General features: G+C 68.9%; 16 protein-coding genes and 1 tRNA gene. 8 read left to right on the top strand and 9 right to left on the bottom strand.

What is annotated here, in order from left to right; genetic code table 11:
• Positions 1–30 precede the first annotated feature (30 nt).
• Positions 31–504 (bottom strand): GreA/GreB family elongation factor, encoded by a 474-nt coding sequence (locus F4554_RS33875; RefSeq protein WP_179790816.1) that lies wholly within the window; start codon positions 502–504, stop codon positions 31–33.
• Between the two features lie 259 nt (positions 505–763).
• Here F4554_RS33875 and F4554_RS29170 point away from each other — a divergent pair, with 259 nt between their 5' ends.
• Positions 764–1,297: a flavin reductase family protein gene (locus F4554_RS29170; RefSeq protein WP_337796244.1), complete on the top strand. Its 534-nt coding sequence runs from the start codon at positions 764–766 to the stop codon at positions 1,295–1,297.
• 53 nt (positions 1,298–1,350) lie between these two features.
• Here F4554_RS29170 and F4554_RS29165 read toward each other — a convergent pair whose 3' ends face one another.
• On the bottom strand, positions 1,351–2,814 hold the full coding sequence (locus tag F4554_RS29165) for a dihydrolipoyl dehydrogenase family protein (protein ID WP_179790814.1): 1,464 nt from the start codon (positions 2,812–2,814) through the stop codon (positions 1,351–1,353).
• A gap of 124 nt (positions 2,815–2,938) precedes the next feature.
• On the opposite strand from F4554_RS29165, the gene F4554_RS29160 reads away from it, so the two are divergent.
• Entirely contained in the window at positions 2,939–6,490 is a 3,552-nt protein-coding gene (locus F4554_RS29160) for a BTAD domain-containing putative transcriptional regulator (RefSeq protein ID WP_179790813.1), read from the top strand.
• 22 nt (positions 6,491–6,512) lie between these two features.
• On the opposite strand, the gene F4554_RS29155 is transcribed toward F4554_RS29160, so the two are convergent.
• The gene (locus F4554_RS29155) at positions 6,513–7,457 is read right to left on the bottom strand and encodes an alpha/beta fold hydrolase (RefSeq protein WP_179790812.1); all 945 of its coding nucleotides are present in this window, start codon (positions 7,455–7,457) and stop codon (positions 6,513–6,515) included.
• Between the two features lie 220 nt (positions 7,458–7,677).
• Between F4554_RS29155 and F4554_RS29150 the strand changes: the two genes are divergently transcribed.
• Positions 7,678–7,753: transfer RNA gene (locus F4554_RS29150), tRNA-Lys, on the top strand.
• Positions 7,754–7,833: 80 nt separating this feature from the next.
• On the opposite strand, the gene F4554_RS29145 is transcribed toward F4554_RS29150, so the two are convergent.
• Both F4554_RS29145 and F4554_RS29140 read right to left on the bottom strand, forming a co-directional pair.
• Complete coding sequence (locus tag F4554_RS29145) at positions 7,834–8,850, bottom strand: MASE1 domain-containing protein (protein WP_202889507.1); 1,017 nt, start codon at positions 8,848–8,850, stop codon at positions 7,834–7,836.
• A 116-nt stretch (positions 8,851–8,966) separates the two neighbouring features.
• Entirely contained in the window at positions 8,967–9,293 is a 327-nt protein-coding gene (locus F4554_RS29140; RefSeq protein WP_179790811.1) for a plasmid stabilization protein, read from the bottom strand.
• A 373-nt stretch (positions 9,294–9,666) separates the two neighbouring features.
• Here F4554_RS29140 and F4554_RS29135 point away from each other — a divergent pair, with 373 nt between their 5' ends.
• Both F4554_RS29135 and F4554_RS29130 read left to right on the top strand, forming a co-directional pair.
• A complete protein-coding gene (locus F4554_RS29135) occupies positions 9,667–10,017 on the top strand; it encodes an STAS domain-containing protein (RefSeq protein WP_179790810.1) in 351 nt (116 codons plus the stop codon).
• 243 nt (positions 10,018–10,260) lie between these two features.
• On the top strand, positions 10,261–10,596 hold the full coding sequence (locus F4554_RS29130) for a WhiB family transcriptional regulator (protein ID WP_179790809.1): 336 nt from the start codon (positions 10,261–10,263) through the stop codon (positions 10,594–10,596).
• Between the two features lie 297 nt (positions 10,597–10,893).
• On the opposite strand, the gene F4554_RS29125 is transcribed toward F4554_RS29130, so the two are convergent.
• Positions 10,894–12,123 (bottom strand): hypothetical protein, encoded by a 1,230-nt coding sequence (locus tag F4554_RS29125; protein WP_179790808.1) that lies wholly within the window; start codon positions 12,121–12,123, stop codon positions 10,894–10,896.
• A 26-nt stretch (positions 12,124–12,149) separates the two neighbouring features.
• Between F4554_RS29125 and F4554_RS34185 the strand changes: the two genes are divergently transcribed.
• On the top strand, positions 12,150–12,692 hold the full coding sequence (locus F4554_RS34185) for a hypothetical protein (RefSeq protein ID WP_420360737.1): 543 nt from the start codon (positions 12,150–12,152) through the stop codon (positions 12,690–12,692).
• A 44-nt stretch (positions 12,693–12,736) separates the two neighbouring features.
• On the opposite strand, the gene F4554_RS29115 is transcribed toward F4554_RS34185, so the two are convergent.
• Entirely contained in the window at positions 12,737–14,002 is a 1,266-nt protein-coding gene (locus F4554_RS29115) for an FAD-dependent oxidoreductase (RefSeq protein ID WP_202889506.1), read from the bottom strand.
• Between the two features lie 385 nt (positions 14,003–14,387).
• Between F4554_RS29115 and F4554_RS29110 the strand changes: the two genes are divergently transcribed.
• Both F4554_RS29110 and gdhA read left to right on the top strand, forming a co-directional pair.
• On the top strand, positions 14,388–17,150 hold the full coding sequence (locus F4554_RS29110) for an MFS transporter (RefSeq protein ID WP_179790805.1): 2,763 nt from the start codon (positions 14,388–14,390) through the stop codon (positions 17,148–17,150).
• Between the two features lie 142 nt (positions 17,151–17,292).
• Positions 17,293–18,642, top strand: a complete 1,350-nt coding sequence (gene gdhA, locus F4554_RS29105; protein WP_179790804.1) for an NADP-specific glutamate dehydrogenase — start codon at positions 17,293–17,295, stop codon at positions 18,640–18,642.
• A gap of 80 nt (positions 18,643–18,722) precedes the next feature.
• Here the strand turns inward: gdhA and F4554_RS29100 are convergent, their stop codons facing one another.
• Both F4554_RS29100 and F4554_RS29095 read right to left on the bottom strand, forming a co-directional pair.
• Positions 18,723–21,773 carry a DEAD/DEAH box helicase gene (locus F4554_RS29100; RefSeq protein WP_179791847.1) on the bottom strand — a complete coding sequence of 1,017 codons (3,051 nt, stop codon included), beginning with the start codon at positions 21,771–21,773 and terminating at the stop codon, positions 18,723–18,725.
• A 329-nt stretch (positions 21,774–22,102) separates the two neighbouring features.
• The gene (locus tag F4554_RS29095) at positions 22,103–23,266 is read right to left on the bottom strand and encodes a globin domain-containing protein (protein ID WP_238341435.1); all 1,164 of its coding nucleotides are present in this window, start codon (positions 23,264–23,266) and stop codon (positions 22,103–22,105) included.
• Positions 23,267–23,349: the final 83 nt, after the last annotated feature.

Genomic DNA, 23,349 nt, shown 5'->3' with positions numbered 1-23,349 from the left:
GGGTGCCGGTGTTGCCTCTCAGGCGGCGCGTCAGCTGCCGGCCACCTGCACGATCTCGACACTGAGCTCGCCGACGGGCGCGGCGTAGGTGACCTTGTCGCCCACCTTGTGGCCCATCAACGCGCGACCGAGCGGGCTGGTCGGGGTGAGCGCGACGACGTCGTCGGCCTGTTCCTCGATCAGACCCACCTGGTAGGCCTCGGTGCTGCCGTCGTCGAAGCGAAGCGTGACGACGGATCCGACCGCGACCGTGTCTTCGGGTGCGTCACTGGCCACGGTCGTCGCGGACAACAGCTCGTGGATGCGACTCAGCCGGCGGTCGATGGACTCGATCTCGATCTGCTGCGTCGCGAAGGACGCCTGGTCGACGAGATCGCCACCGGTCTCGCTGCCCTGCTCGGCGACGAGCTCGGCCCGCCGGGCGGTGAGGTCGATTTCGTCCTGCTGCAGCCGCTTGCGCGCAGATGCGGAGAGCTGGTGTATTTGATGGTCGAGGACACTCACGGCGACCACACTCCCTTTTACCCCCAGACGTGCCCGCGGGCAGGCGTACACACACCTGTTCAGACCCCGGTACCCCGTCGTCGATGAAGGCACCCATCTTCTCACGGCAAAGGCGTTCGCGCTGCTACGTATCAATGCCTGGACGCCGTACGTGAGTACCCGGTTACGCACCGCTGGAACCGAAATGAGACAGAGTGCAACCGGCGCGGAACCGGCGCCCGGGGTGAAATGTCGCGGCCGGACCGGGCAGAGTGAGGGCGTGTCCGAGACCGGAGGCGAGATCCACGCCGAGCACCCGTTCCTGCCACCCCCGCACGAACGCAACCCGATCCGCCGGCTCCGCGGCCGGCTGACCGCACCCGTCACGTTGTGGACGGCAGCGCTGGGTTCGCGGCGCGCTGGACTGCCGGTGTCCGGGCTGGTCGTCGCGGACGGGGAACCCGGCAAGGTGCTCGGCCTGGTCGACGAGGACTCCGACCTGTGGCCGGTGGCCGAGGCCGCGGGCAGGTTCGCGTTGTCGGTGCTGCGCTGGGAGCACCGGTCCCTGGCCGACGCGTTCGCGGGGCTGATGCCCGCACCGGGTGGGGCGTTCCGGCTCACCGAGTGGCGCGACACCGACTGGGGCCCGGTGCCGGCCTCGGTGCAGACCTGGGCCGGCTGCCGCGTGCTGGACACCCGGCCGATCGGCTGGGCGCTCGCTGTGGAGGCCGAGCTCGAACACATCGAGCTCGGCGAGGAGAACGACCCGCTCCTGCACCGGCGCGGCCGGTACTTCACTCCGCCCGGGGAGTAGCCAGGGGAGTGCCCGAGGGGTGGCGGCGCGAGAACCGCCGCCGAACTCCGGGCCTACATGCCGTACGTCTCGAGCAGTCGCAGCCAGACCTCGCTGACCGTGGGGTACGCCGGAACCGCGTGCCACAGCCGGTCCAGCGGCACCTCGCCGACCACCGCGACCGTCGCCGCGTGCAGCAGGTCGCCCGCGCCGGGGCCGACGGCGGTGAATCCGACCGGGACCAGCCGCTCCTGGTCGACGACCAGTTTCGCGTGCCCGGTGTAGCCGTCGGCGTAGAGCGAGGCGCCGGCGACGTTGCCGATTTCGTACTCCGCGACTCGTACCGTGATCCCCTGGTCGATCGCGGCCTGCTCGGTCAGCCCGACCATCGCCACCTCCGGGTCGGTGAACACGACCGCGGGCACGGCGCCGTGGTCGGCGGTCGCGGCGTACGGCGACCAGGCCACCGGCGCGGCGTGCTCGCCTTGCGCCCGGGCGGCGATGGCGTCGCCGCAGATCCGCGCCTGGTACTTGCCCTGGTGGGTGAACAGCGCGCGGTGGTTGGTGTCGCCGGCGGAGTACAGCCAGCCGCCCTCGACGCCGTTGACCCGGCAGCTGTCGTCGACGTCGAGCCACGTGCCCGGCTCCAGCCCGACGGTCTCCAGGCCGAGGTCGCCGGTGGAGGGTTCGCGGCCGGTGGCGGCGAGGATCTGGTCGACGACGATCTCGCCCTGGTCGGTCTGGATGCTGATCGGGCCCTCGTCCCCCTCGCCGCCGCCCGTGCCGGCGAGCCGGGTGACCGACTGCACGGTGACGCCGGTACGGACGTCGATGCCGGCCTCGACGTGTGCCTTCGCGACGTACTCACCGGCGAACGGCTCCAGCGTGGGCAGCATCCGGTCCCCGGCGACCAGCAGCGTGACCTGCGAACCGAGGTCGTTCCACGCCTGGGCCAGCTCACTGCCGACCGGGCCGGCGCCGATGACGGCGAGCCGGCGCGGCGCCTCCTTCGCGCTGGTCGCGTCCCGGCTGGTCCAGGGCCGGACCTCGCGCAGGCCGGGGATGTCGGGGATGCGGGGGAACGAGCCGACGCAGGCGGCCACGGCGTGCCGGGCCTCGAGCGTGCGTTCCGCCCCGTCGCCGTCGCCGCTGTCGTTCATGCGTACGACCATCCGTTTGGGGCCGACGAGGCGGGCGCGGCCCTTCAGGACGGTGATCCCGGCGCCGTTCGCCCACTCCCGCTGGTTGGAGTCGTCCCAGTTGTTGGTGAACGAGTCGCGGCGTGCGAGCACCGCCGCCACGTCGAGCTCACCGGTCACCGCCTCGGTCGCGCCCTCGACGTTCTTCGCCGCGCGGAGCGCCTCGCCGCTGCGCAGCAGCGCCTTGCTCGGCATGCACGCCCAGTAGGAGCACTCCCCACCGAGCAGCTCGGCCTCGATGATCGCGGCGGACAGCCCCCGCTTGACGACGCGCTCGGCGAGAACCTCGCCCACCGCGCCGCCGCCGATGACGATCACGTCGTAGGTGTTGTCAGCCATCGGTGAACGACCCGCCTTCCGGGAGAGATCAAGGTTATGAGAGTAGTTACCGTTTCATCCTGCGACCAACCACTCAGGCGCCAGTGAGCGTCGGGTAGAGGTCGGGACCTGAAAGGCTTGGTGCGTGCACGTTCGGATGTTGGGCCCGCTGGAGCTGCGGGACGACGACGGGCGACCTGTCGAGATCGGCGGGTCGCGGCTGCGTGCACTCCTGATCCGGCTCGCCCTGCACCCGGACGCGATCGTCACGGTCGAGGCGCTGATCGACGGGCTGTGGGGTGAGGAGCCGCCGTCCGGCGCGCTGAACGCGCTGCAGTCGCTGGTGTCCCGGCTCCGGCGCGCGCTGCCTTCCGGCAGCCCGGGGGCGGGCGGCCCGGCGCTGATCCAGTCGCATCCCGCCGGATACCGGCTGGCGGTGGCTCCCGACCACGTGGACGCGTACCGGTTCGAACGCCTCGCCGCGCGGGGGCGGGCCGCGCTGGCGGCAGGGGAGTACGCCGAGGCGGCGGCGGTTCTGCGTACCGCCGAGGATCTTTGGCGCGGGCCGGCGCTCGCCGACGCGCTGGACGCGCCGTTCGCCGAGGTGGCCGCCGCCCGGCTCGCCGCGCTGCGACTGTCCGCCACCGAGGACCGGCTGGAGGCCGACCTCGCCTGCGGCCGGCACGCCGACGCGCTCGCCGAGCTCGAACGCCTCGCCGCCACCCATCCGCTGCGCGAGCGGCTGCAGGGCCAGGCGATGCGTGCGTTGTACGCGGTGGGGCGGCAGGCCGACGCGTTGGCGACGTACGAACGGGTCCGGGCGGCGCTGGCCGACGAGCTGGGCGTCGACCCCGGCGCCGAACTCGCCGACCTCCACCTCGCGATGCTGCGCCAGGACCCGAAGCTGCTGCCGGCGAGCGTGAGCGGGGCGGGCGGTTCGAACGGTTCGTCGCCGGGTGCGGTCGGCGGTGGGGGTGCTGAGGCGGGCTCCGACTCAGATCCCGGCTCCGACGGCTCGGCCCGCGAGCAGGCGCGGACCAACCTGCGCGTACCCCTCACCAGCTTCGTCGGCCGCGACGCCGAGCTGCGCAGCCTCGGCAAGCTGATCACGGAGGAACGCCTGGTCACCGTGGTCGGCTCCGGCGGCGCCGGCAAGACCCGGCTGGCCCTCGAGCTCGCCGCCCGCACCACGCCCCGCCCCGCGGAGGAGACGTGGTTCGTCGAGCTCGCAGCGATCGCCGAGCCGGGTGAGGTGCCGCAGGCGGTCCTGTCCACGCTTGGCGTACGCGACCTGGCGTTGCTGGCGTCGTCGCAGCTCACCGGGCAACAGCTGGAGTCGGTGCCGGTACGCGATCCGGTGACCGTGCTGGTCGAGGCGTTCCGGGCCAAGCAGATCCTGCTGATCCTGGACAACTGCGAGCACCTGGTGGACGCGGCCGCCGCGCTGGTCGACCGGCTGCTCGGCGCGTGCCCGGGGCTGCGGGTGCTCGCCACCAGCCGGGAGCAGCTCGGCGTACCCGGCGAACGTCTCTACCCGATCCCGCCGCTCGGCCTGCCGCCCGAACCCGAGGTGGCCGAGCCGGACCCGGTGGCCGGCGCGCTGGCGTACCCCGCGGTGCGGTTGTTCGCCGACCGAGCGGTCGCGGTGCGCCCGGAGTTCGAGGTCACGCCGGACACGCTGGGCTCGGTGGTGGAGATCTGCCGGCGGCTGGACGGCATCCCGCTGGCGATCGAGCTGGCCGCCGCCCGGCTGCGGTCACTGTCGGTGGGCCAGATCGCCGCGCGGCTGGACGACCGGTTCCGGCTGCTGACCGCGGGCCGGCGTACCGTCCTGGCGCGGCACCAGACGCTGCGCGCGGTGGTGGAGTGGAGCTGGGACCTGCTGGACGAGCCGGAGCGGATCCTGCTGCGGCGGCTGGCGGTGTTCCACGGCGGCGCGACGCTGGAGTTCGCCGAGCTGATCTGCGCGGACGACGTGGACTGTGCCGGCGACGGCGCGGATGCTGCGGCCGAGGCTTCGGTCGGCGTCGCTGGTGGCGACCTGCCGCGCGAGGCGGTGCTCGACGTACTCGCCGCGTTGGTGGACAAGTCGCTGGTGGACGCGGTGCTCGACCGGCGGCACGGCGACGGTGGTGGCGCGGGTGGCGCGGGTGGCGCGGGTGGCGCGGGTGGCGCGGGTGGCGCGGGTGGCGCGGGCGGCGCGGGCGGCGCGAGTGGCGCGAGTGGCGCGAGTGGCGATGGCGGGGAGGTGCGCTACCGGCTGCTGGAGACGGTTCGGGCGTACGGACTCGAACGCCTCACCGAGGCCGGCGAGTCCCAGGCGATGCACGCAGCGCACGCGCAGTGCTTCGCCCGCCTGGTCGAGGAAGGCGTCCCCTACCTGCGCGGCGGCGGGCAGGTGGAGTGGATGGCCCGGCTGCGTTCCGAGCACGACAACGTCCTCGCGGCGATGCGTACGGCCGTGGACTCCGGAAACGCCGATTTCGCGGTACGCCTGGTCACGGGGTTCTCGTGGTTCTGGTTCCTCGAAGGCCACCGAGCGGCCGCCACGAACTGGACCCGCGCCGCGCTCGCCGTACCCGGGGAGGCGCCGCCCGGGCCGCGCGCCCTGCTGCTGATGCTCGCCGGGTTCGGCTACCTCGCGACCGGTGAGCCCGACGCCTGCAAGCGGTCGCTGCAGGAGGCGCTCGCGCTCGTCGACGCGCCCGGGTCGAGGATCCGGGACGAGTTCCCCGAACTCGGGTTGCTGGAGTCGATGGCGCTGACGTTCGAGGGCGACGGCGAGGCCGGCCGGCGCCGGTTGGAGGCGGTGTTCCCCGCGCTGCGGCCCTGGGGGCAGGGGATGGCGAAGCTGTTCCTCGGCAACATCGAGGACAACGCCGGCGACACCGAGGCCGCCGAGGCGCACCTGCGCAGCGCCCTGGACCGGTTCACCGAACTCGGCGACCGGTGGGGGCGGGCGTCCGCGTTGCGCAGCCTGGCCGGGTTGTGGGGGCGGGCCGGCGGGCACGCCCGGGCGCTCGGTGCGCGGGAGGAGGCGCTCGCGCTGCTGCGGGAGCTCGGCAGCGACGCCGACCTTCCGATCGCGCTCACCCAGATCGCCGGCGACCGCGCCCGCTCCGGCGACCTCGCCGGCGCGCGAGCCGACCTCGGCCGCGCTCGTGCCCTGGTGGACGCCGGGCAGACGCCGGAGCTGGCGGTGTGGGTACGCCTGGGCGAGGCGGAGTTCGCGGCCCGTAGCGGCGATCTTGTCGAGGCTCGGCGGCAGGCCGACCTGGCGCGCGCCGAGCTGGCCGGACATGGGCCCATGCCGCTGCCGATGAAGATCGTCATCACGGCCGGGCTGGGGTTGGTGCTGGCCGCGGCTGGTGAGGTCGGCGCGGCGGCGGAGGTCCTGGAGGGGGCGAGAGGCTTCGCCGCCACCGGTCACGACCGGCCGATGCGGGCGATGGTCGTCCACGCGCTGGCGGCGGTGGCGTACCGGTCGGATGATCCCTCGCGGGCCGCCTTGCTGCTGGGGGTCGCCGAGGCGGTGCGTGGCGGTCCTGACCGCAGCGGTGACGACCCGGGTCGTACGGCGGAGGGCGTCCGGTCCTTGCTGGGACCGGAGGCCTACGACGCGGCGTACGCGCGGGGTGCGGGGATGTCGGAGGAGGAGATCGTCGAGCTGATCGGGCCGGAGGAGTCTCCTTCCTGAGCCGCTGGACCCGTGCTCGAGCTCAGCCGGCGCGGAGCACTGCCCGGAGCTTCTCGGCGAACGCGCGCGGCCTGCCGAGGTATCCCGAGTGGTCGCCGGGGAACTCCACGAACTCCGCGTACTCCGGTCCGAGGCGTTCGGCCAGCGTCGCGCTCGCGCGGTAGGGGTAGTGCGCGCTGCTGCGTTCGCCGCCGGCGAGGACAAGTCTTGTGCCGGCGTTCGCCGCGGTTCGCAGCGCCGCGAGGTCGGGCTCGAAGCGTACGAACGGCAGCAGCTCCGTACCCATGAACGTGTCGAAGTTGCCGGCGAACCGTCGCTCGATGTCGCGGTCGGGCGGAAGCTCGGGGTCGTATTCGAAGTCCTGCTCGTCGCCGCCCGCGTAGTCCGCGACGAACGCGGCCATCGCCTTCTCGGTGCCCTCGGTGCGATGCAGGCCGCGGATCTCCTCGAAGCGGGCCAGGTGCTCCGCCGCGTCCGGGAGCACGGTGACGACCGGCGGCTCGTGCGCGACGAGGGTGTGTACGCGGTGCGGGTGCCGAGCCACGAGGTCAAGGCCGATGATCGCGCCGCCGCTGCCGCCGAAGACGTACGCCGGGGCGGGTTCTCGCTCACCTTCGTCCTCGGCGCGGGATCGGTCGTCGTGGCCGGGGTCGCCGAGGAGGTCCAGGAGAGCCAGCGCGTCCGCGGTCTGTTCGTCGATCCGGGCCTCGGGGTAGGGGGTGGCGACGGTGCTGCGGGAGTTGCCGCGCCGGTCGTACGTCGCGACGCGGTAGTCGTTCGCGAGCGCCGGGCCTACCGAGCTGAAGAAGCCGGCGTCGCCGAGACCGCCGGGGATCATCAGGAGAAGCGGGGCGTCACGGCGTTCGAAACCCCAGGTCTCGTAGTAGAGGTGCGCGCCGGGCACCTCGAGCGTGCCGGCCGTCCTGCGTGGGCGGGTCGCGACGGGGCCGGCGTTCTGGCTGGTCATCCGGGTTCCTCTCGGGCGTGGGTGGACGACGTCCGAGCCCAACGGTGGCCGGAGTCGCTGAGAAACCCCGTACAACCGGCTGACGCCCGCTGACGATCACGTCCGGTACGCCGTCAGCGGGGCACCGGCGAGGTGATCGGCGTCGGTCCGGACGCGGCGGCGCCGAGCGTGTGCCCAGGCAGCATCCGAGCCGTCGCGCCCGGTAGGCTGCCGGATCACCGGGCCGTTAGCTCAACTGGCAGAGCAGCGGACTTTTAATCCGCGGGTTCTGGGTTCGATCCCCAGGCGGCCCACCATCCCCGCAGGTCAGTGGTATCGCTTCTGATCCCTCCGAGATCATCGCCACACTCAACCCGAGCGCGAGCCCGGAAACAAGTCAGGGTTCGCCGGGTGAGCGGTCCTGCTTGTGTTCTGCCCACTGTCGAAGCGACGACGTGTCGTCCGGTCGCATGGCGCGGTCGAGGTGCTCGATGACGTTTCCGAGTTGGGTGCAGCTGCGTTCGATTTCCTCGCGTGTGCGTTGGCTTTCGGTGATGGCTACCGACAGCAGAAGTCCGGTCAGAGCGATCGAGCCATTGAACAGCTGCAGAATCGCCATCGTTTCGGACAGGTGCCTTCCGGCGAACGTGCCGTATCCATGCATGGCGGCGTGGATGGCCACTGCCGAAGCGAGCAGCGCCACCGGCGCCGCTCCCGGCAACTGGAAACGCCAGGCCGCCCAGACCACCAGCGGAAACGCCAGGAACAGCACTCCGAACACTTTCTGGCCGATCAGGATGATTCCGAACGAACCAACCAGCACGGCCGCGATCTCCGCGAGCCGTTCGGAGTCGACGTACCGGTATCGGCGCCAGGGGACCGTTACGAGAGTCAGCAGCAGCGGCGCCACGACGAGCACCCCCATGGCGTCGCCGGTCCACCAGGTCAGCCAGGTCGGCAGGAAGGAACTGAGCGGTACCACACCGGTCAGCAGGAGCTGCACGGTCCCGGTGGTGGAGCTGATGAGCATCGCGCCCAGCGCGGCAACGAACACCAGCGCCAGTGCGTCCTTCAGCCGGTCCAGTTCGATCCGGAAGTCGAACTTCCGCAGCGCCCAGTACGCGCCCAGGCATGCCAGAGTCGTACCAGCTGCGACAGGGAGCGCGATGACGGCGGGACCCGTGGACAGGTTGACGACGCCGGCTCCCAGAAAGATCCCGGGCCACATATCGATTCCCAGGAGGAGGAGGACGGCCACGGCGATCCCGGTGGGTGGCCAGAACGGGCTGATATGTCCGCGAGCCAGCCCGATCATCAAACCGATCTGCGCAGACCCGTAGAAGGCGGCCGCCAACCCCACATTCAACAGGACAACCATCAACGGTCGCCGGAGCAGCCCTTCATAGCGCTCCACGACAACCCAACGCTAGACCGGCCCCGCACAGGTCCACCACCCCGGGGGCCATCAGACCCCTTACTGCAGCGCCAACGGTCCCATGGGCTCGTTCAAGGCAGAGAAGGGCGGCCGCCTCAGCGGCCGACGGCCCTTTCGAGCTGGGCCTTGCTCATCTTCGAACGACCCTGGACTCCCTGCCGCTTCGCGTCCGCGTACAGCTGCGCCTTCGTGCGCCCGCCCGGGCCGCTTCCGGACCGTTGACCTCCACGCCGGCCGGAGGAGATGTCCTTGGTCGAGGTGGAGCTTTTCTGGCTGGCCTCGCCGGAACGAGCGCGCTCCTTGTTCACGGTGCGTGCAGCTATCTCGGTGGCGCGTTCTTCGGAGCGCCCCTGCGCTTTCTGGCTGCTCTTGACGTGCTCGTACTGCCTTTCCCGCTTGCTTCCCCACTGTCGCTGCGGCATGGGCACGCCTCCTCGCGAACCGTCACATCTCAATCGACGGACTTCTCCACGTTAGCGCCGACGACCCATACGAGGCGTACCAGACAAGACGCGGAACGCGAACCCCTCGAAGATCCGACACGAGGCGGCCTTTGCGGACCTCGCTTTGCAGTCCTGATCCGGTCACAAACGATTCGCCTTGATCAGTACGGGTAGGGGCCGGTCGGGTTGGACACCTACGGGGGATTGTCGCCGATCGTCCCCCGGGAGGCTAGCTATGACCCGACACCCCTTCTCCCCTGCCAACCTCGGCCCGTTGGACAGGTCGTTTCCCAGGCAGTACTTTCGCTGCGAGCCAGGTGGTCACAACACAGTCAGGTCCTCGCAACCGCCTTTGGATGACCCGCTGGTGGCAGGCCCACGACCGGAAAACACCTCGACACTCGACGTGACCTGGAGCGCGGACACCCGAGGCCACACACTGGTATCCGTCGCCGGGAACGTCACCGACGACAACGCGTGGGAGTTGAAGCGCCAGCTCCAATGGCTACTGCTGAGCCAGCCGCCGGTACTGCTTCTGCAACTGAACCAGGCACGCTTCGTCAGCCCGCTGGGAGTCCGGTGCCTGGCTGCCGCGCACAAGCGTGCAGGCCAGCTGGGCGTGGACATGAGGGTGGCAGCACCCGCGAGCGGCGACATCCGGGTACTCCACATGACCTACCCAGGCCATCCGCTGACGTCCTGATCTCCCCACGACCTTACAGATCCCGCTGCTGAACCCAGCGCGAAACCCTGACCGGGCAGGCGATTCCGCCCCGTCGCCTGCCCGCACCACCCCGCGCCTCAGGACGAAGCTCCACCCCGCTCGACGTCCCACCCGCCCCCGGCGACCTCACGTAGCAGAACGACATCCCATCCACTCAGCACGTCGGACCTCGCGCCGTTGTCATCTCGACCCGACGTGCGCCTCAGACGAGGAGACACCACGATGCCCAAGCGCCGAAGAGCGATCCCTGGCGGACGGGGCAACACCTCCCGACCACCGAAGGCGTGGACTCGCTGGCACGAAGACGCAGCCTGCGCCGACCTGCCCTCCCAACTGTTCTACGGACACGAGACCGAAAACTCTGCAGATCGTGCCGCCAGAGAAGCAGCGGCCACCGCAGTGTGCGAACAGTGCCCGGTCCGCTGCCAGTGTGAAGCGCACGCCGTCACCATGCCCGAGCCCTACGGAGTGTGGGGCGGCACCACCGAAGCAAGCCGAAGGAACCACCGGCACCGGGTGGTAGCTCCCGCTTACGGCAAGACCACACGTGCATCGTGAACACGCACCACGCGCCACAACACGCGCACCAGCGTCGACAAACGTCGTGGATGTCCACCATGATTCGGCCGGGATCCGGTTGTCACGTCGGATGTCGACGATAACGACCGTGCGGCGGTTCAGCACGGCCCAGCCGCTTACGCAGTCGGCGACTGGGAACCGTTGACCCTTCCACAGCGGACTCATTGCGTCCTTGTCTTGACGCAGGAGGTGCTTGACGGATCTGTGTCAGTACCTGATTGACGCTTCGCCTGGGAACCTGGGGTTCTGGCGGTCCGCGGCCGCTGTCCCTTGATGCTACGCACTGCCTGTTCGGTGATGCGGCGTTGACTTTGGTGTCGCCGTCGGGGTGTCGAGTGAATTCTTTAGCAGCAAATGCGTCCACTGAACAGTCCGCGTAGAGTTTGAAGGTCTCCCATTTGAACCGGTGAATACCGAAACAGAGCCCCGAAAATGGCACAAGACAATAATCATGCCGCCGAAAAGCAGCACCATGAACACGTCACCGACGACACCCGGCCGTCCGACTTCGGCCAGGCCTTGAAGGCCCACGCCCATCACCTCGCCACGCAGGCGCACCGCCAGCTTGAGGACCTGGGATACATCGGCCCCGACCACCCCTTCCAGGGCGGTCCGCACTGCTGGTCGGCCGACCGTCACCGCCCAGCCAATGCCGACGAACCTGACGAGGCCGCCGGCCCCGACCGCTGACGGCCTGTCGAGTCCTCGGATAGTGCGGTTCCTACTCGCGGGGCCGGTCCGCGTGCTTCCGGCAGAGCACCGTGGGCCGCCACAGCTGGGGCGACGACGCGGCAGAAGCGCGACGGTCGAGGCAGGCTGCTGGCCAGGATGGTTCGGCGGGGGCGGCGTAGAGTCGATGACATGCCCGCCACAGACGGGTGGCAGCATGAACCCGACCAAATCCCCCGGCTGCAGCGAATCGCCCTGGAGTTTCGGCAGCGAGCCGCCCAGACACGTGCGCTCGCCACGCGGTTGCGCAGGGGAGCGGCGGAGAGAGGCAAGCTCCTCGCGGCCCATGCCGGTGAGGCTGCTGCGCTGCGGCTTCGCGCCGCCGACGAACGAGCACGCGCCGCCGGTGAACGTGAACATGCCGCCAAGGAACGGAGTCGGACGGCCTATCTTCGCGGCCTCGCGGCCCAGGCTCGCGGTCGGCTGGAGGAACTGCGATTCGTCGCACGCACCGAACGGATGCGCGCCGCGGAAGAACGCGACAACCTCGCCGACCAACGCGACCACGAGGCCGACGAACGCAACCATCTTGCTGACAAGCGCGAACGGAGCGCCGACGAGCGGGACCGCATCGAAGACCAACGCAACCGCGAAGCCGACCAACGCGAACGGGTCGCCGACGACCGCCAACGGATGGCCAACGAACGCGACCGCGACGCGGACCACCGCGACCGCGATGCCACAGAGCGCGAACGATCCGCCGACCAGCGTGAGCGAGCCGCCGACGAGCGCGAACGAGCCGCCGACGAACAAGAACGACCAACCAGCAAACGCCACGCCGACAACCGCTAGTTCGACCCGAAATGTCCCAGGAGCAAACCGCGGAGAATCTGCGCGAGCGAGCCGCCGAGAAGCGTGCGCTTGCCGCGCGGTTGCGTACGCAGGCGGCGAGGCAACGCGCTGAGGCCGAGCGGAGCCGCGCGGCCCGTTTGGCGGAAGGTGGTCAGGCGTACCTGCGGCCCGACCGCGCCGCAGCGTACCGGGCCCAGGTCGACCGGTCTCTCAAAACCCAATATCGGCGTCTCGCCGCCGAGTCCCACCGTCGACTCGCCGAACTGGGATCCATCGATCCCAAGGAACACCAGCGAGTCGTCGACAAGCGCGACAGGGACGCCGACCAACGCGAAGCCCATGCCGACCGACGCGAAGCCGATGCCGACGAACGTGATCGCCTCGCTGACGAGCGTGAACGCCTTACCGACGAGCGTGAGCGCCTGGCCGAGGAACGTGAGCGCCTGGCCGAGGAACGCGACCGGGCGGCAGACGAGCGTGACCGGGCCGCCGACGTGCGCGACACGGCCGCCGACGTGCGCGACACGGCCGCCGACGAGCATCCGAGCACATAGCGGGCACGACCGGCGCACTCTCGCGCTTGCCGTGGTCTCAGCGGTCAGCCGATATCGCCCGGCACGATCGCGGCGTGCGCGCGTAGCGTCGTGTGGATGTCGGCCAGGGCGAGGTCTTCCGGCTCGACGTCGGACTGGGCGGACAGTGCCGCCATCACCCCGGCGGCCTGCCCCATGGCCATGCAGGATGCTTGGACGCGGTAGGCGGAGTTGGCTTCCTGGTCGCCCGACGCGCAACGCCCGGCAGCGATCAGCCAGCTGCTGTCGCGTGGCAGGAGCGCCCCGCGCGGGATGGTCGGGAACGTGCCCTTGCTGAGGACCCGGTAGTCGATGCCGTGGCCGCTGGGCCTGTGCACGTCGATCGGGTAGAAGCTGTAGCAGACCGCGTCGTCCCACACCCGTCCGCTCACGTAGTCGTCGACGGTGATCTTCCGCTTGCCCGCGATGGTGTACGTCTCCCGAATGCCACACTCGGAGGCGAAGTAGTCGATCGTCAGGCCCTCGAGACCTGGCTGGGCCCGCAGGAAACGGAAGATCCGCATCAGGCCCGCTCGGCCCTCGACCTCCGCCTCGGAGCGACCCTGGCTCGTGCTGCCGTCGACGCCGGGGATGTGCATGGAGTTCCGCCCGCGGAACCTCAGGAATCCACGTACGCCGTCCTTGTGCATCGTCAGGTCGGTGGGCCGCAACTCCTTGCGCGTAACGGCTTCGGCGCAGGCCTGCAGCAGTGCGTCGTAGTCCAGTGACCCGGCGTCGTACCCGCTGAAGCACGCGCTGTACGTCGCGGGCTGGCGTTCCACGTTCTGTTCGCGTTCGAACCCGGCCAGTGCGACCGCGTTGGCGTCGCCGGTGCAGTCGACCAGGACGCGAGCTCGCTCCTCGAACAGGCCTTCCTTGCCGCACAGCGTCATGTGCCACTCGGCGTCGTCGCGCCGCACGGCGCCGAGCATGGTGTGGAAGCGCAGCGTGGCACCCGAGTCGAGCACGGCCTCGTCCAGCAGCGCGGCGTAGATCTCGCGACGCAACTGGACGCTCAGCCTGTACGCCGGCCGGTCGAAGTCGGCGAAGTCCGGCAGGTCGTCGCCTGCGACCTCGACGGCACGCTTCACGATCTCCCACCCGATGCCGGCGATCACCTGCGTACCCCAGGCGTGGAAGAGCCCCGGTATGTCGATCGCCGCGGCGGTGGTGGTGCCGCCGAGCATGGCGTTCTTCTCCACGAGCAGGGTCCGCGCACCCAGCCTGGCCGCCTGGATGGCCGCGGTCGCCCCCGCCGGGCCACCCCCGATCACGACAACGTCGTAGGTCATGCGGCACACCATCTCACGTGGTCAGAAGCCGACAGGAGCGGATCCGGTGGCCGACGGGATCTCCAGGTTCGCGGTGTAGAAACGAGCGGATCTGCTGGGGCGGATGTCGTCGGGCCGATGGGGTGGAACGCCCGCCTGCTCCGGATGGGTGAGGGTAGCCCGACACAGGGTTACGTAAAGAGTTCTTTTGCCTAACTGTGCGCCAGTTCACAAGTAGTTGTGTTGTCTAAGCAACGGCCGCCCCGCATAGTTGGGTCTGGCGTAACTTGCATGGAGCAAGCAACAGAAAGTGGGTAGGCGTACTACCGGAGCGACGCCGATGGCGGAGGAACACCAGCCGCATCGGGGTGGGTCGGCAGGCGCGCGGCAGGGGCGGAAGGGACCGATGAGTAACGCGGTGCAGAGTACGGCGACCCGGAGAGCGGTCGCGGGGCCCGAGCAGCGGTCACCGGGCCAGCTGAGTCACGGCCAGATCGTCACCATCATCTCGGGCCTGATGCTCGGGATGTTCCTCGCCGCACTGGACCAGACGATCGTCTCCACGGCGATCCGCACCATCGCCGATGATCTCAAGGGCCTGGACATGCTGGCCTGGGCGACGACTGCCTACCTGATCACGTCGACCGTGAGTACCCCGCTCTACGGCAAGCTGTCCGACCTCTGGGGCCGGCGGCCACTCTTCCTGACCGCGATCACCATCTTCGTGATCGGCTCCCTCGCCTGCACCTTTTCGCAGTCGATGTGGCAGCTCGCCGGGTTCCGCGCGTTCCAGGGACTCGGCGCCGGCGGCCTGATGTCGCTCGCGTTCGCGATCGTCGGCGACATCGTGCCGCCTCGCGAGCGGTCTCGGTACCAGGGCTACTTCATGGCCGTGTTCGCGACCTCCAGCGTCCTCGGCCCCGTGATCGGCGGGTTCTTCGCCGGTCAGTCCGAGCTGATCAGCCTGGCCGGCTGGCGGTGGGTGTTCCTGGTCAACGTGCCCATCGGCGTCATCGCGCTGATCGTGGTCGGCCGGGTGCTGCATGTGCCACACACCCGCCGCGACCACCGCATCGACTGGCTCGGCGCGATCACGATCGCGGTGTGCGTCGTACCGCTGCTGATCGTGGCCCAACAGGGCCGGGACTGGGGTTGGGGGTCCCGGGACGCGCTGATCTGTTACGTGCTCGGTGGAGTCGGTCTGATCGCGTTCATCTTCGCCGAGAAGCGGATGAAGGACGACGCACTGATCCCGTTGCGGCTGTTCCGATCCCCGGTCTTCTCGCTGATCTCGTCGGGTGGCTTCTTCATCGGCATGGCGATGTTCGGGGCGATCGCGATCGTGCCGCAGTACCTCCAGATCGTGAAGGGCGCCACGCCCACGCATTCGGGACTGCTGATGCTGCCGCTGATGGCCGGCATCATGACGGGCTCGCTGTCCTCGGGGCAGATCACCGCCAAGACCGGCCGCTACAAGATCTTCCCCCTCATAGGCACCCTCCTCATGACCGCCGGCCTGGTGCTGTTCCACCAGGTCGCGTGGGACACCCCGCTGTGGCAGACCGACATCTACATGGCGGTGGTAGGCCTCGGGCTCGGCCTGTGCATGCAGACCCTCACCCTCGCCATCCAGAACGCCGTCCCGCCCCGTGACATGGGCGTCGCCACCTCGTCCTCGATCTTCTTCCGCCAGATGGGCGGCACGCTCGGGACGGCCGTCTTCCTCTCGCTGCTGTTCAGTACGGTCGGTGACAAGATCGCGGACGCGTTCCGTACGGTCAGCCAGACACCGGCCTTCCAGGCCGCGCTGCACGACCCGAAGGTGCTGGCCGACAAGGCGAACCAGCCGGTGCTGGCGATGCTGCACGGCTCCGGTGGCGGCGGTACGGGTGGTGTGCTCCAGGACTCCTCCTTCATCCAGCGGCTCGACCCGCGGCTCGCCGTGCCGTTCCGGATGGGGTTCTCCGACTCCATGGACCTGGTGTTCCTGACCGCCGCCGTCGCTCCGATCGTGGCGTTCCTGCTGCTGGTGTTCATGAAGGAAATCCCGCTGCGTACGCAGTCCGGCATGGCGGCACGGGCCGCGGAGGAGGCGGGTCCGGCAGCGGAGGTGGATACTCCGGAGGCCCCGGAGACCGATAAGTCACTGCGGGCGGCGGCGGAGCTCGGCAACGGGCACGTCGGCGCCAACGGTCACGTCGGTGCCAACGGCTACGCGACCAGCAACGGCCACGCCGGCGCCAACGGTCACGCCGGCACGAACGGTCGGCACGCTTTGGCGGCGGGGGAGGACTTCGCCCAGCTCCTTCGGATGCCGCGGACCCAGCCGGAAGCCGCACCGACGAGCAACGGATCATCCACGACGCCGAACGGCGACGACCACGACGACCGCGACGGCCACGACGGCCACCAAGTCAGCGGCAAGGTCCTCCGCCCGGACGGCAGCCCCGTTTCCGGCGCCGCTCTGACCCTGATCGACCTCGGCGGCCACCAGGTCGCACGTACTCTCACCGACCAGTCCGGTGCGTACGTCGTTCCGGTCCTGGAGGCCGGCGCGCACGTCCTGATCGCCTCGGCCGGCGCCTACCAGCCGCAGGCGTCGACGATCACCACTACCGGGGGCCCGGTGACGCTCGACCTGGTGCTCTCCGGGAGCACCCGGCTGTACGGAACGGTCTCGGTCAGCGGCTCCGGCGCCCCGGTGCCCCGCGCCACGGTGACCCTGACCGACCAGAGCGGCGAGGTCGTCACCTCCCTGGTCACCGGCGAGGACGGCAGCTATGCGATGGACGGTCTGGGCGGCGGCCACTTCACCGTTGTCGCCAGCGCCGCGAACTACCGCCCGATCGCGGCGAGCGTCATGGTGCCGCAGGGTGGCGAGGAGCGGTTGGACCTGCACCTGGAGGGCGGTGGCCGGTTGACCGGTGTCGCGCGGTCGGGGCGGGACGGGCATCCGGTACGCGAGGCGCTGATCACCTTCGTCGACGCTTCGGGTGCGGTGCTCACGACCACGGTGACCGATGCCGAAGGCGCGTACACCCTCGAGGACTTGCCGGCCGGCGACTACACCATCATCGCCAGCGGCTTCCCGCCGGTGGCCAGCTCGGGCCGGGTGGACGCCGCGGCTCACGGCACGCACGATGTCGAACTCGGTTACCCGGACGCCTGATCTGATCCGGTGCAGGCTCGCTCACGGACGGGCTGCGGGGGCCAGGTAGCCTCGACGGGCGACGGCACCGGCGCCGTCGTTCTCGACATCCGCACTCGGCTGGCGTCCACAGCCGGGACGACGTGTGCCTGGAGGATGCGCCGTGAGTGACCTCGACGAGAAGCTTCACGACATCTACGCCGAAGTACTCCGCCGCAACCCCGGCGAGCAGGAGTTTCATCAGGCTGTACGAGAGGTCCTGAGCAGTCTCGGGCCGGTGGTCGCAAAGCATCCGGAGTACGCCGATTCGGCCGTCATCCGCCGCCTGTGCGAGCCGGAACGGCAGGTCATCTTCCGCGTGCCCTGGGTCGACGACGCCGGCCAGGTACAGCTCAACCGCGGCTTCCGGGTGCAGTTCAACTCCGCTCTCGGTCCGTTCAAGGGCGGCCTGCGCTTCCACCCGAGCGTCTACCTCGGCATCGTCAAGTTCCTCGGCTTCGAGCAGATCTTCAAGAACGCTCTCACCGGGATGCCCATCGGCGGCGGCAAGGGTGGCTCCGACTTCGACCCGAAGGGTCGTTCGGACGCGGAGGTCATGCGCTTCTGCCAGTCGTTCATGACGGAGTTGTGCCGGCACATCGGTGAGTACGTCGACGTTCCGGCCGGTGACATCGGCGTCGGCAGGCGCGAGATCGGTTACCTGTTCGGCCAGTACAAGCGGCTGACCAACCGCTATGAGTCCGGCGTACTCACCGGGAAGGGCCTGGCCTGGGGAGGCTCGCAGGTACGCCAGGAGGCCACCGGCTACGGGGCGGTCTTCTTCGTCAACGAGATGTTGAAAGCGCGTGGTGAGACGTACGACGGAAGGCACGTCGTCGTGTCCGGCTCCGGCAACGTCGCCATCTACGCGATCGAGAAGGTGCACCAGCTCGGCGGAATCGTGGTCGCGTGCTCGGACTCCGACGGCTACGTCGTCGACGAGAAGGGCATCGACGTCGAGCTGCTCAAGGAGATCAAGGACGTACGCCGGGGCCGCGTCCGTGACTACGCCGAGGCGCGCGGCAGCGCGGTCGACCACGTGTCGGGCGGGACGATCTGGGACGTTCCCTGTGACATCGCTCTGCCGTCTGCGACGCAGAACGAGCTCAACGGCGCCGACGCGCTCACGCTCGTCAAGAACGGCTGCCGGGTCGTGGGTGAGGGCGCGAACATGCCCTCCACGCCGGACGCGATCAAGGTCTTCGACGACGCCGGGGTCGGGTTCGCTCCCGGAAAGGCCGCCAACGCGGGCGGTGTCGCCACCAGCGCGCTGGAGATGCAGCAGAACGCCTCCCGCGACAGCTGGAGCTTCGAGCACACCGAGGAGCGGCTCGAGGAGATCATGCGCGCCATCCACGATCGCTGTGCCGAGACCGCCGAAGAGTGCGGCAGTCCCGGCAACTACATCGCGGGCGCGAACATCGCGGGCTTCATCCGGGTTGCCGACGCCATGCTCGCCCTCGGCATCATCTGATCAAGAATTGGTTCTGTGGTACGTCGGACGCAGTAGGGACCGGACCCTTCCCGCGGTCAGGTCCCTACTGCGTCCGACGCCTACCCAGCGGCGACTGACGCATGGGTGTATGCGTCGGTGGGCATGGCATGGTCCAGCCGCCAGGTAATGGCGATCGGGCGTTCCCCAGTGTGACTGACGTACTGGGCGGTGCCGAGGAGAAGGTAGGGAGCAGTTCCGAGGTCGTTGCTCTGCCGTTCCCGTGTGAAGAGCAGAATGTTGTGATTGAGGGCGCTGTGCTGGAGGTAGCGCTGACCCGTGGGTGAGGCGGTGGACGTGCTGCTTTGCGACTCCCAGTGGAACAACGTGGGGCTGATCGCGTAGTCGCGGTACATGGTGGTTGGGGAGAAGTCGCTCTCAGACTTGCGGAGAGTCACAAGGAACGCGTCAGCGTTCCAGTCTGGGGCCCTAAGTACGCCTGCTTGGAAGCTTGCTGGCCTTCGTTGAAGATTCGCGTAGTCGAGGGCGGCAAGGATCTCTTCTCGCTGGTATTGAGCATGGACCCGCAGCGGGAGCTGAGCAAGTCCGCCACGAAGCCTGACAGGAACATGTCGGGCTTGTTCGAAGCTGAGCGCAAGAACTGCGAGCAGTTCGTCTCGCACGGCCGGCTCGTCGCGTAGGGCAGCCAGGCCGGCGGCATAGGACGCGAAGCCTCCGCCGTCCGGCCACAGTGAGAAGAACAGCATTCTCGCCCACCGCTGCCGCAGTACATCGAGGTCGTCGTAGTTCGGCGCGCCGTCGGCCAGAAGATCTGCGTAGGCGCGACGTCGGTCGGGGTCATCGACGTGTGCAAGCGCCCGGATGCGCTTGAGGAGTTGGGCCTGACGCGGACCAGCATGACGCGTTGGCGCACCTGCATCCTGCCGCAGTTGGGTCCAAGACTTGCTGCCTTTGCGGAGTACGTCGCTGAGTTCGAGTTGAGTCTCACTGAGGTAGGTCTGGAGGTCGCAGTCACCTAGCAGACGTAGGTCCTGGACCAGGTACCGCCACCGTTGGTCCACCTGAGCGCGGATGTTGTCGAGGACGATTTCCTGAGCTTCCTCGTCAAGCACGATCTGGCAACCAGACGGAAGGAAGGGGAAGCCACGCTCAATCTGATGCTTGAGGCCACGGCGGGTCGCGCCGGTGAGAGCGCTGTACCGCTGGTCGAAGCGGAAGTTCTTGTGCTGGTGGCCGACGTAGTCCAGCACGGTCAGAACGGGCTTGTCTGAGGCGTGACGAAGCCCTCGGCCAAGCTGCTGCAGGAAGATGGTCGCGCTCTCCGTCGGCCTCAGGAAGAGGACCGTGTCGACCTGAGGGATGTCCAAGCCTTCGTTGAACAGATCGGCGGCGAAGAGGACGTTGACGCGTCGGTCTCGAAGATCATTGAGAGCATTCTCGCGTTCACGTTGCCCAGTCGCACCGCTGACAGCCTGCGCCGGGATGCCGGCCTTGTTGAAGGCGTCGGCCATGTAGTCGGCGTGAGCGACCGAGACGCAGAAGCCGAGCGCGCGCATAGATGAGATGTCGGCAATCTTGTCGTGGAGCTCGCGTAGCACGATGGCGGTACGGGCGTCGTTGCCGGTGTAGAGGTTGGACAGTGCGGCCTCGTCATAGCGGCCCCTAGCCCACGTGATGTCGGTGAGCTTGGTGTTGTCAGCAATGCCGAAGTAGTGGAAGGGACACAGCAGTTCGGCCTCGAGAGCGTCCCACAGGCGCAACTCCGCGGCGGTCCGTCCATCGAAGTATCTGCGGACGTCGATGCCATCCGTACGCTCCGGAGTAGCCGTCAGCCCTAGGAGTTCTCGGGGTGCGAGATGGCTGAGGAGCGTTCGGTAGGTCCGTGCTTCGGCATGGTGGAACTCATCAACGACCACGATCTCGTACGCATCAGGCGGGATGTTGGCCACACCATATGCGGACAAGGACTGGATCGAAGCGAACACGTGCCGCCAGCGCTCTGGGCGGGCATCACCGACGTAAAGCTCTCCGAAGGATGCGTCGGCGAGCACCTCGCGGTAGGTGCGAAGCGATTGCTGAAGGATCTCTCGCCGGTGCGCTACAAACAGCAGCGAGGGTCGCGGCTTGCCCGCAGCCTCGGCGGCCAGGCTGAGGCGTCGGTAGTCCAACGCCGCCACGACGGTCTTCCCAGTGCCGGTTGCCGCGACGACGAGGTTGCGGTGGCGGCCATGAACGACGCGCTCGCTTTCAAGCTCCTCGAGCATCTCGGCCTGGTGTGGGTAGGGCCGTACCTCGAGCCCGGATAGCGATACCGTCACGCGATCCGTTGTGCGACGTCCGCTCGCCTCAGCCAGCGCGTCGTCGAGTCGATCCCGGTCTCGGTCCGGGTCGTAGTCTTCGAACGTTGCGTCGTTCCAGTACGTGTCGAATGTAGCCGCGAACTTCGCCATCAGGGACGGCGTCGCGACCTGGGACAGCCGTACGTTCCACTCCACGCCGTCCAGCAGCGCTGCGTGTGAGAGGTTCGAGGATCCTACGTAAGCGGTATCGAACCCCGTCCTTCGGCGGAACAGCCACGCTTTGGCGTGTAGCCGGGTGCGCTTGATGTCGTACTGGACCTTCACCGTTGCGCCGAAGTGGCGAACGAGTCGGTCGAGAGCGGGACGGTCAGTCGCGCCCATATACGCGGTCGTGATCACCCGAAGCGGGACGCCGCGCTCACGCAAGAGGGCGAGCTGCGACTCCAGCACTCGCAGACCGTGCCACTTCACGAAGGCGCACAACAGGTCGACGCCATCCGCTGTGTCGATCTCAGACCGAAGCTCTGACCCCAGGGACGGCTCGCCGGGGGAGTTGGTCAGCAAAGCTGCATCCGACAGCGGCGTCGTCGGTCTGGTGTCAGGCAGGGCTAAGACCCCGGGGGCGGCGAGTCTCGAAACCCGGGTGAGCTGCTGCGGCGGCTCGACAACTGGGTCGGCGCCATCCGGCTCAAGGATCCGCAGAGCTTCGTTCAGCAGCTGCACGCGTTCCTGCAAGTCGCTCTTTGATGAGAGGACTCGCGTCGCCACCTCGCGAAGGTAGCGAGCAAGGACCTCTGGCTGGTCGGCCTTGTCGACCACCGCAGTGCTGGCCTTGAACTCCGCAGCCAGCATCTCGACCTTGGCTCGCAGCCCGGTGGTCACCAGTGTTTCGAATAGCCCCTCGTCCACCGTGCCGGTGATATCACAACCGGTTGGTCGGACCACGAGTCAGCCCGTCGTTTCGTGGTTCAGCCGCTGACAAGTGCGGCAGCGTTCTCCGGATCTAATGGGCAGGTGGCGTTCCGATATCGACGAACCGCGCGGGACTGGCTGTGGCACATCCAGATCACCGCATCGAGGATCCGCAGAGTCGACGGTGACGGCTCGTCTGCCGGGCGGTGTCTGCCCGAGTGGCTCGTGCGCAGGGGATCTGGACGGCCCCCTGCGCCGGTGCCATGCAACTACTGCTGGCCGAGCCAGAGGTCGGGGCCGAAGACTTCGTAATGGATGGCTTCCGGTGCGAGTCCGAGAGCCAGCAGCTGGCCTCGTACGGCTCGCAGGAATGGCAGCGGCCCGCAGAGGTACGCGGTCGCGTCGGACGGGATCGACAACCCGCCGAGGTCGACGAACCCCGTCCGCTCAACCGGCCACTCTCCCTCAGGCGCCTCGTACCACACCGCCGCCTGGGCGTTCCCCAGCTTGACGACCAACTGCTCCAGGTCGGACCGGAACGCATGCGCCGCGGGGGAGTAGTCGCCGTGGGCGACGGTGACGTGCCGGGTGGAGTTCGTTGCGGCGAGGTGGTCGAGCATGCTCATGATGGGCGTGCAGCCGATGCCCGCGGAGGCGAGCACCACCGGGCCGTCCTCGTCGTCCAGGCTCACGTCGCCGAACGACGCGCTCACCCGCAGGACGGCGCCCTCGCGAACGCGGTCGTGCAGGAAGTTCGAGACCTCACCGTCCGGGGCGCCGACGATCCGCTTCACTGCGAACCGCAGGGCGTCCGGCGCGGTTCCGGACAGGCTGTACTGGCGAATCTGGTGCGCGCCGTCGGGCAGTTCCACCTGCACCGAGACGTACTGTCCCGGCCGGGCCGGCGGCAGCGGGCCTTCGTCCACCGGGCGTACGAGGAACATCGCCACGTCCGCGGTCTCCTCGTACCGCCCGACGACGCGGTACTCGCGCCAGGTGTCACCATCGGCCGCGCCGGCCTCGGCGTAGAGGCGAGATTCGATGGCGATCAGCGCGTTCGCCATCAGCCAGTACACCTCGTTCCACGCCTGCGCGACCTCGGGCGTCACCGCGTCGCCGAGCACCTCCGCGATCGCCTCGAAGAGGTACTTGTGCACGATCGCGTACTGGTCGCGGGTGATGCCGAGCGACGCGTGCTTGTGGGCGATCCGGGAGAGCATGGCGTCCGGCCGTACGTCGGGACGCTCGACGAGAGCCGAGGCGAACGCCGCGATGGAGCCGGCGAGCGCCTGCCGCTGGGTGCCGTTCGCCTGGTTGCCCCGGTTGAACAGATCACGGAGCAGTTCGGGGTGGGCGGCGAACATCCTGTCGTAGAAGAGACCGGTGATGTCGCCGATCGCCGCGCCGACGGCGGGCAGAGTGGCACGAATCATGGCGGCCGACTGCTCGGACAGCATGGCCTACCTCCAAGGTGGTTTAGTGGTGGAACGGTGGTGGATCGCGTTGGAGCGTTGAT

This window comes from Actinopolymorpha rutila (assembly GCF_013407855.1).
GTDB classification, from domain to species: Bacteria; Actinomycetota; Actinomycetes; order Propionibacteriales; family Actinopolymorphaceae; genus Actinopolymorpha; species Actinopolymorpha rutila.
This window is presented reverse-complemented; position numbering and strand designations above follow the sequence as displayed.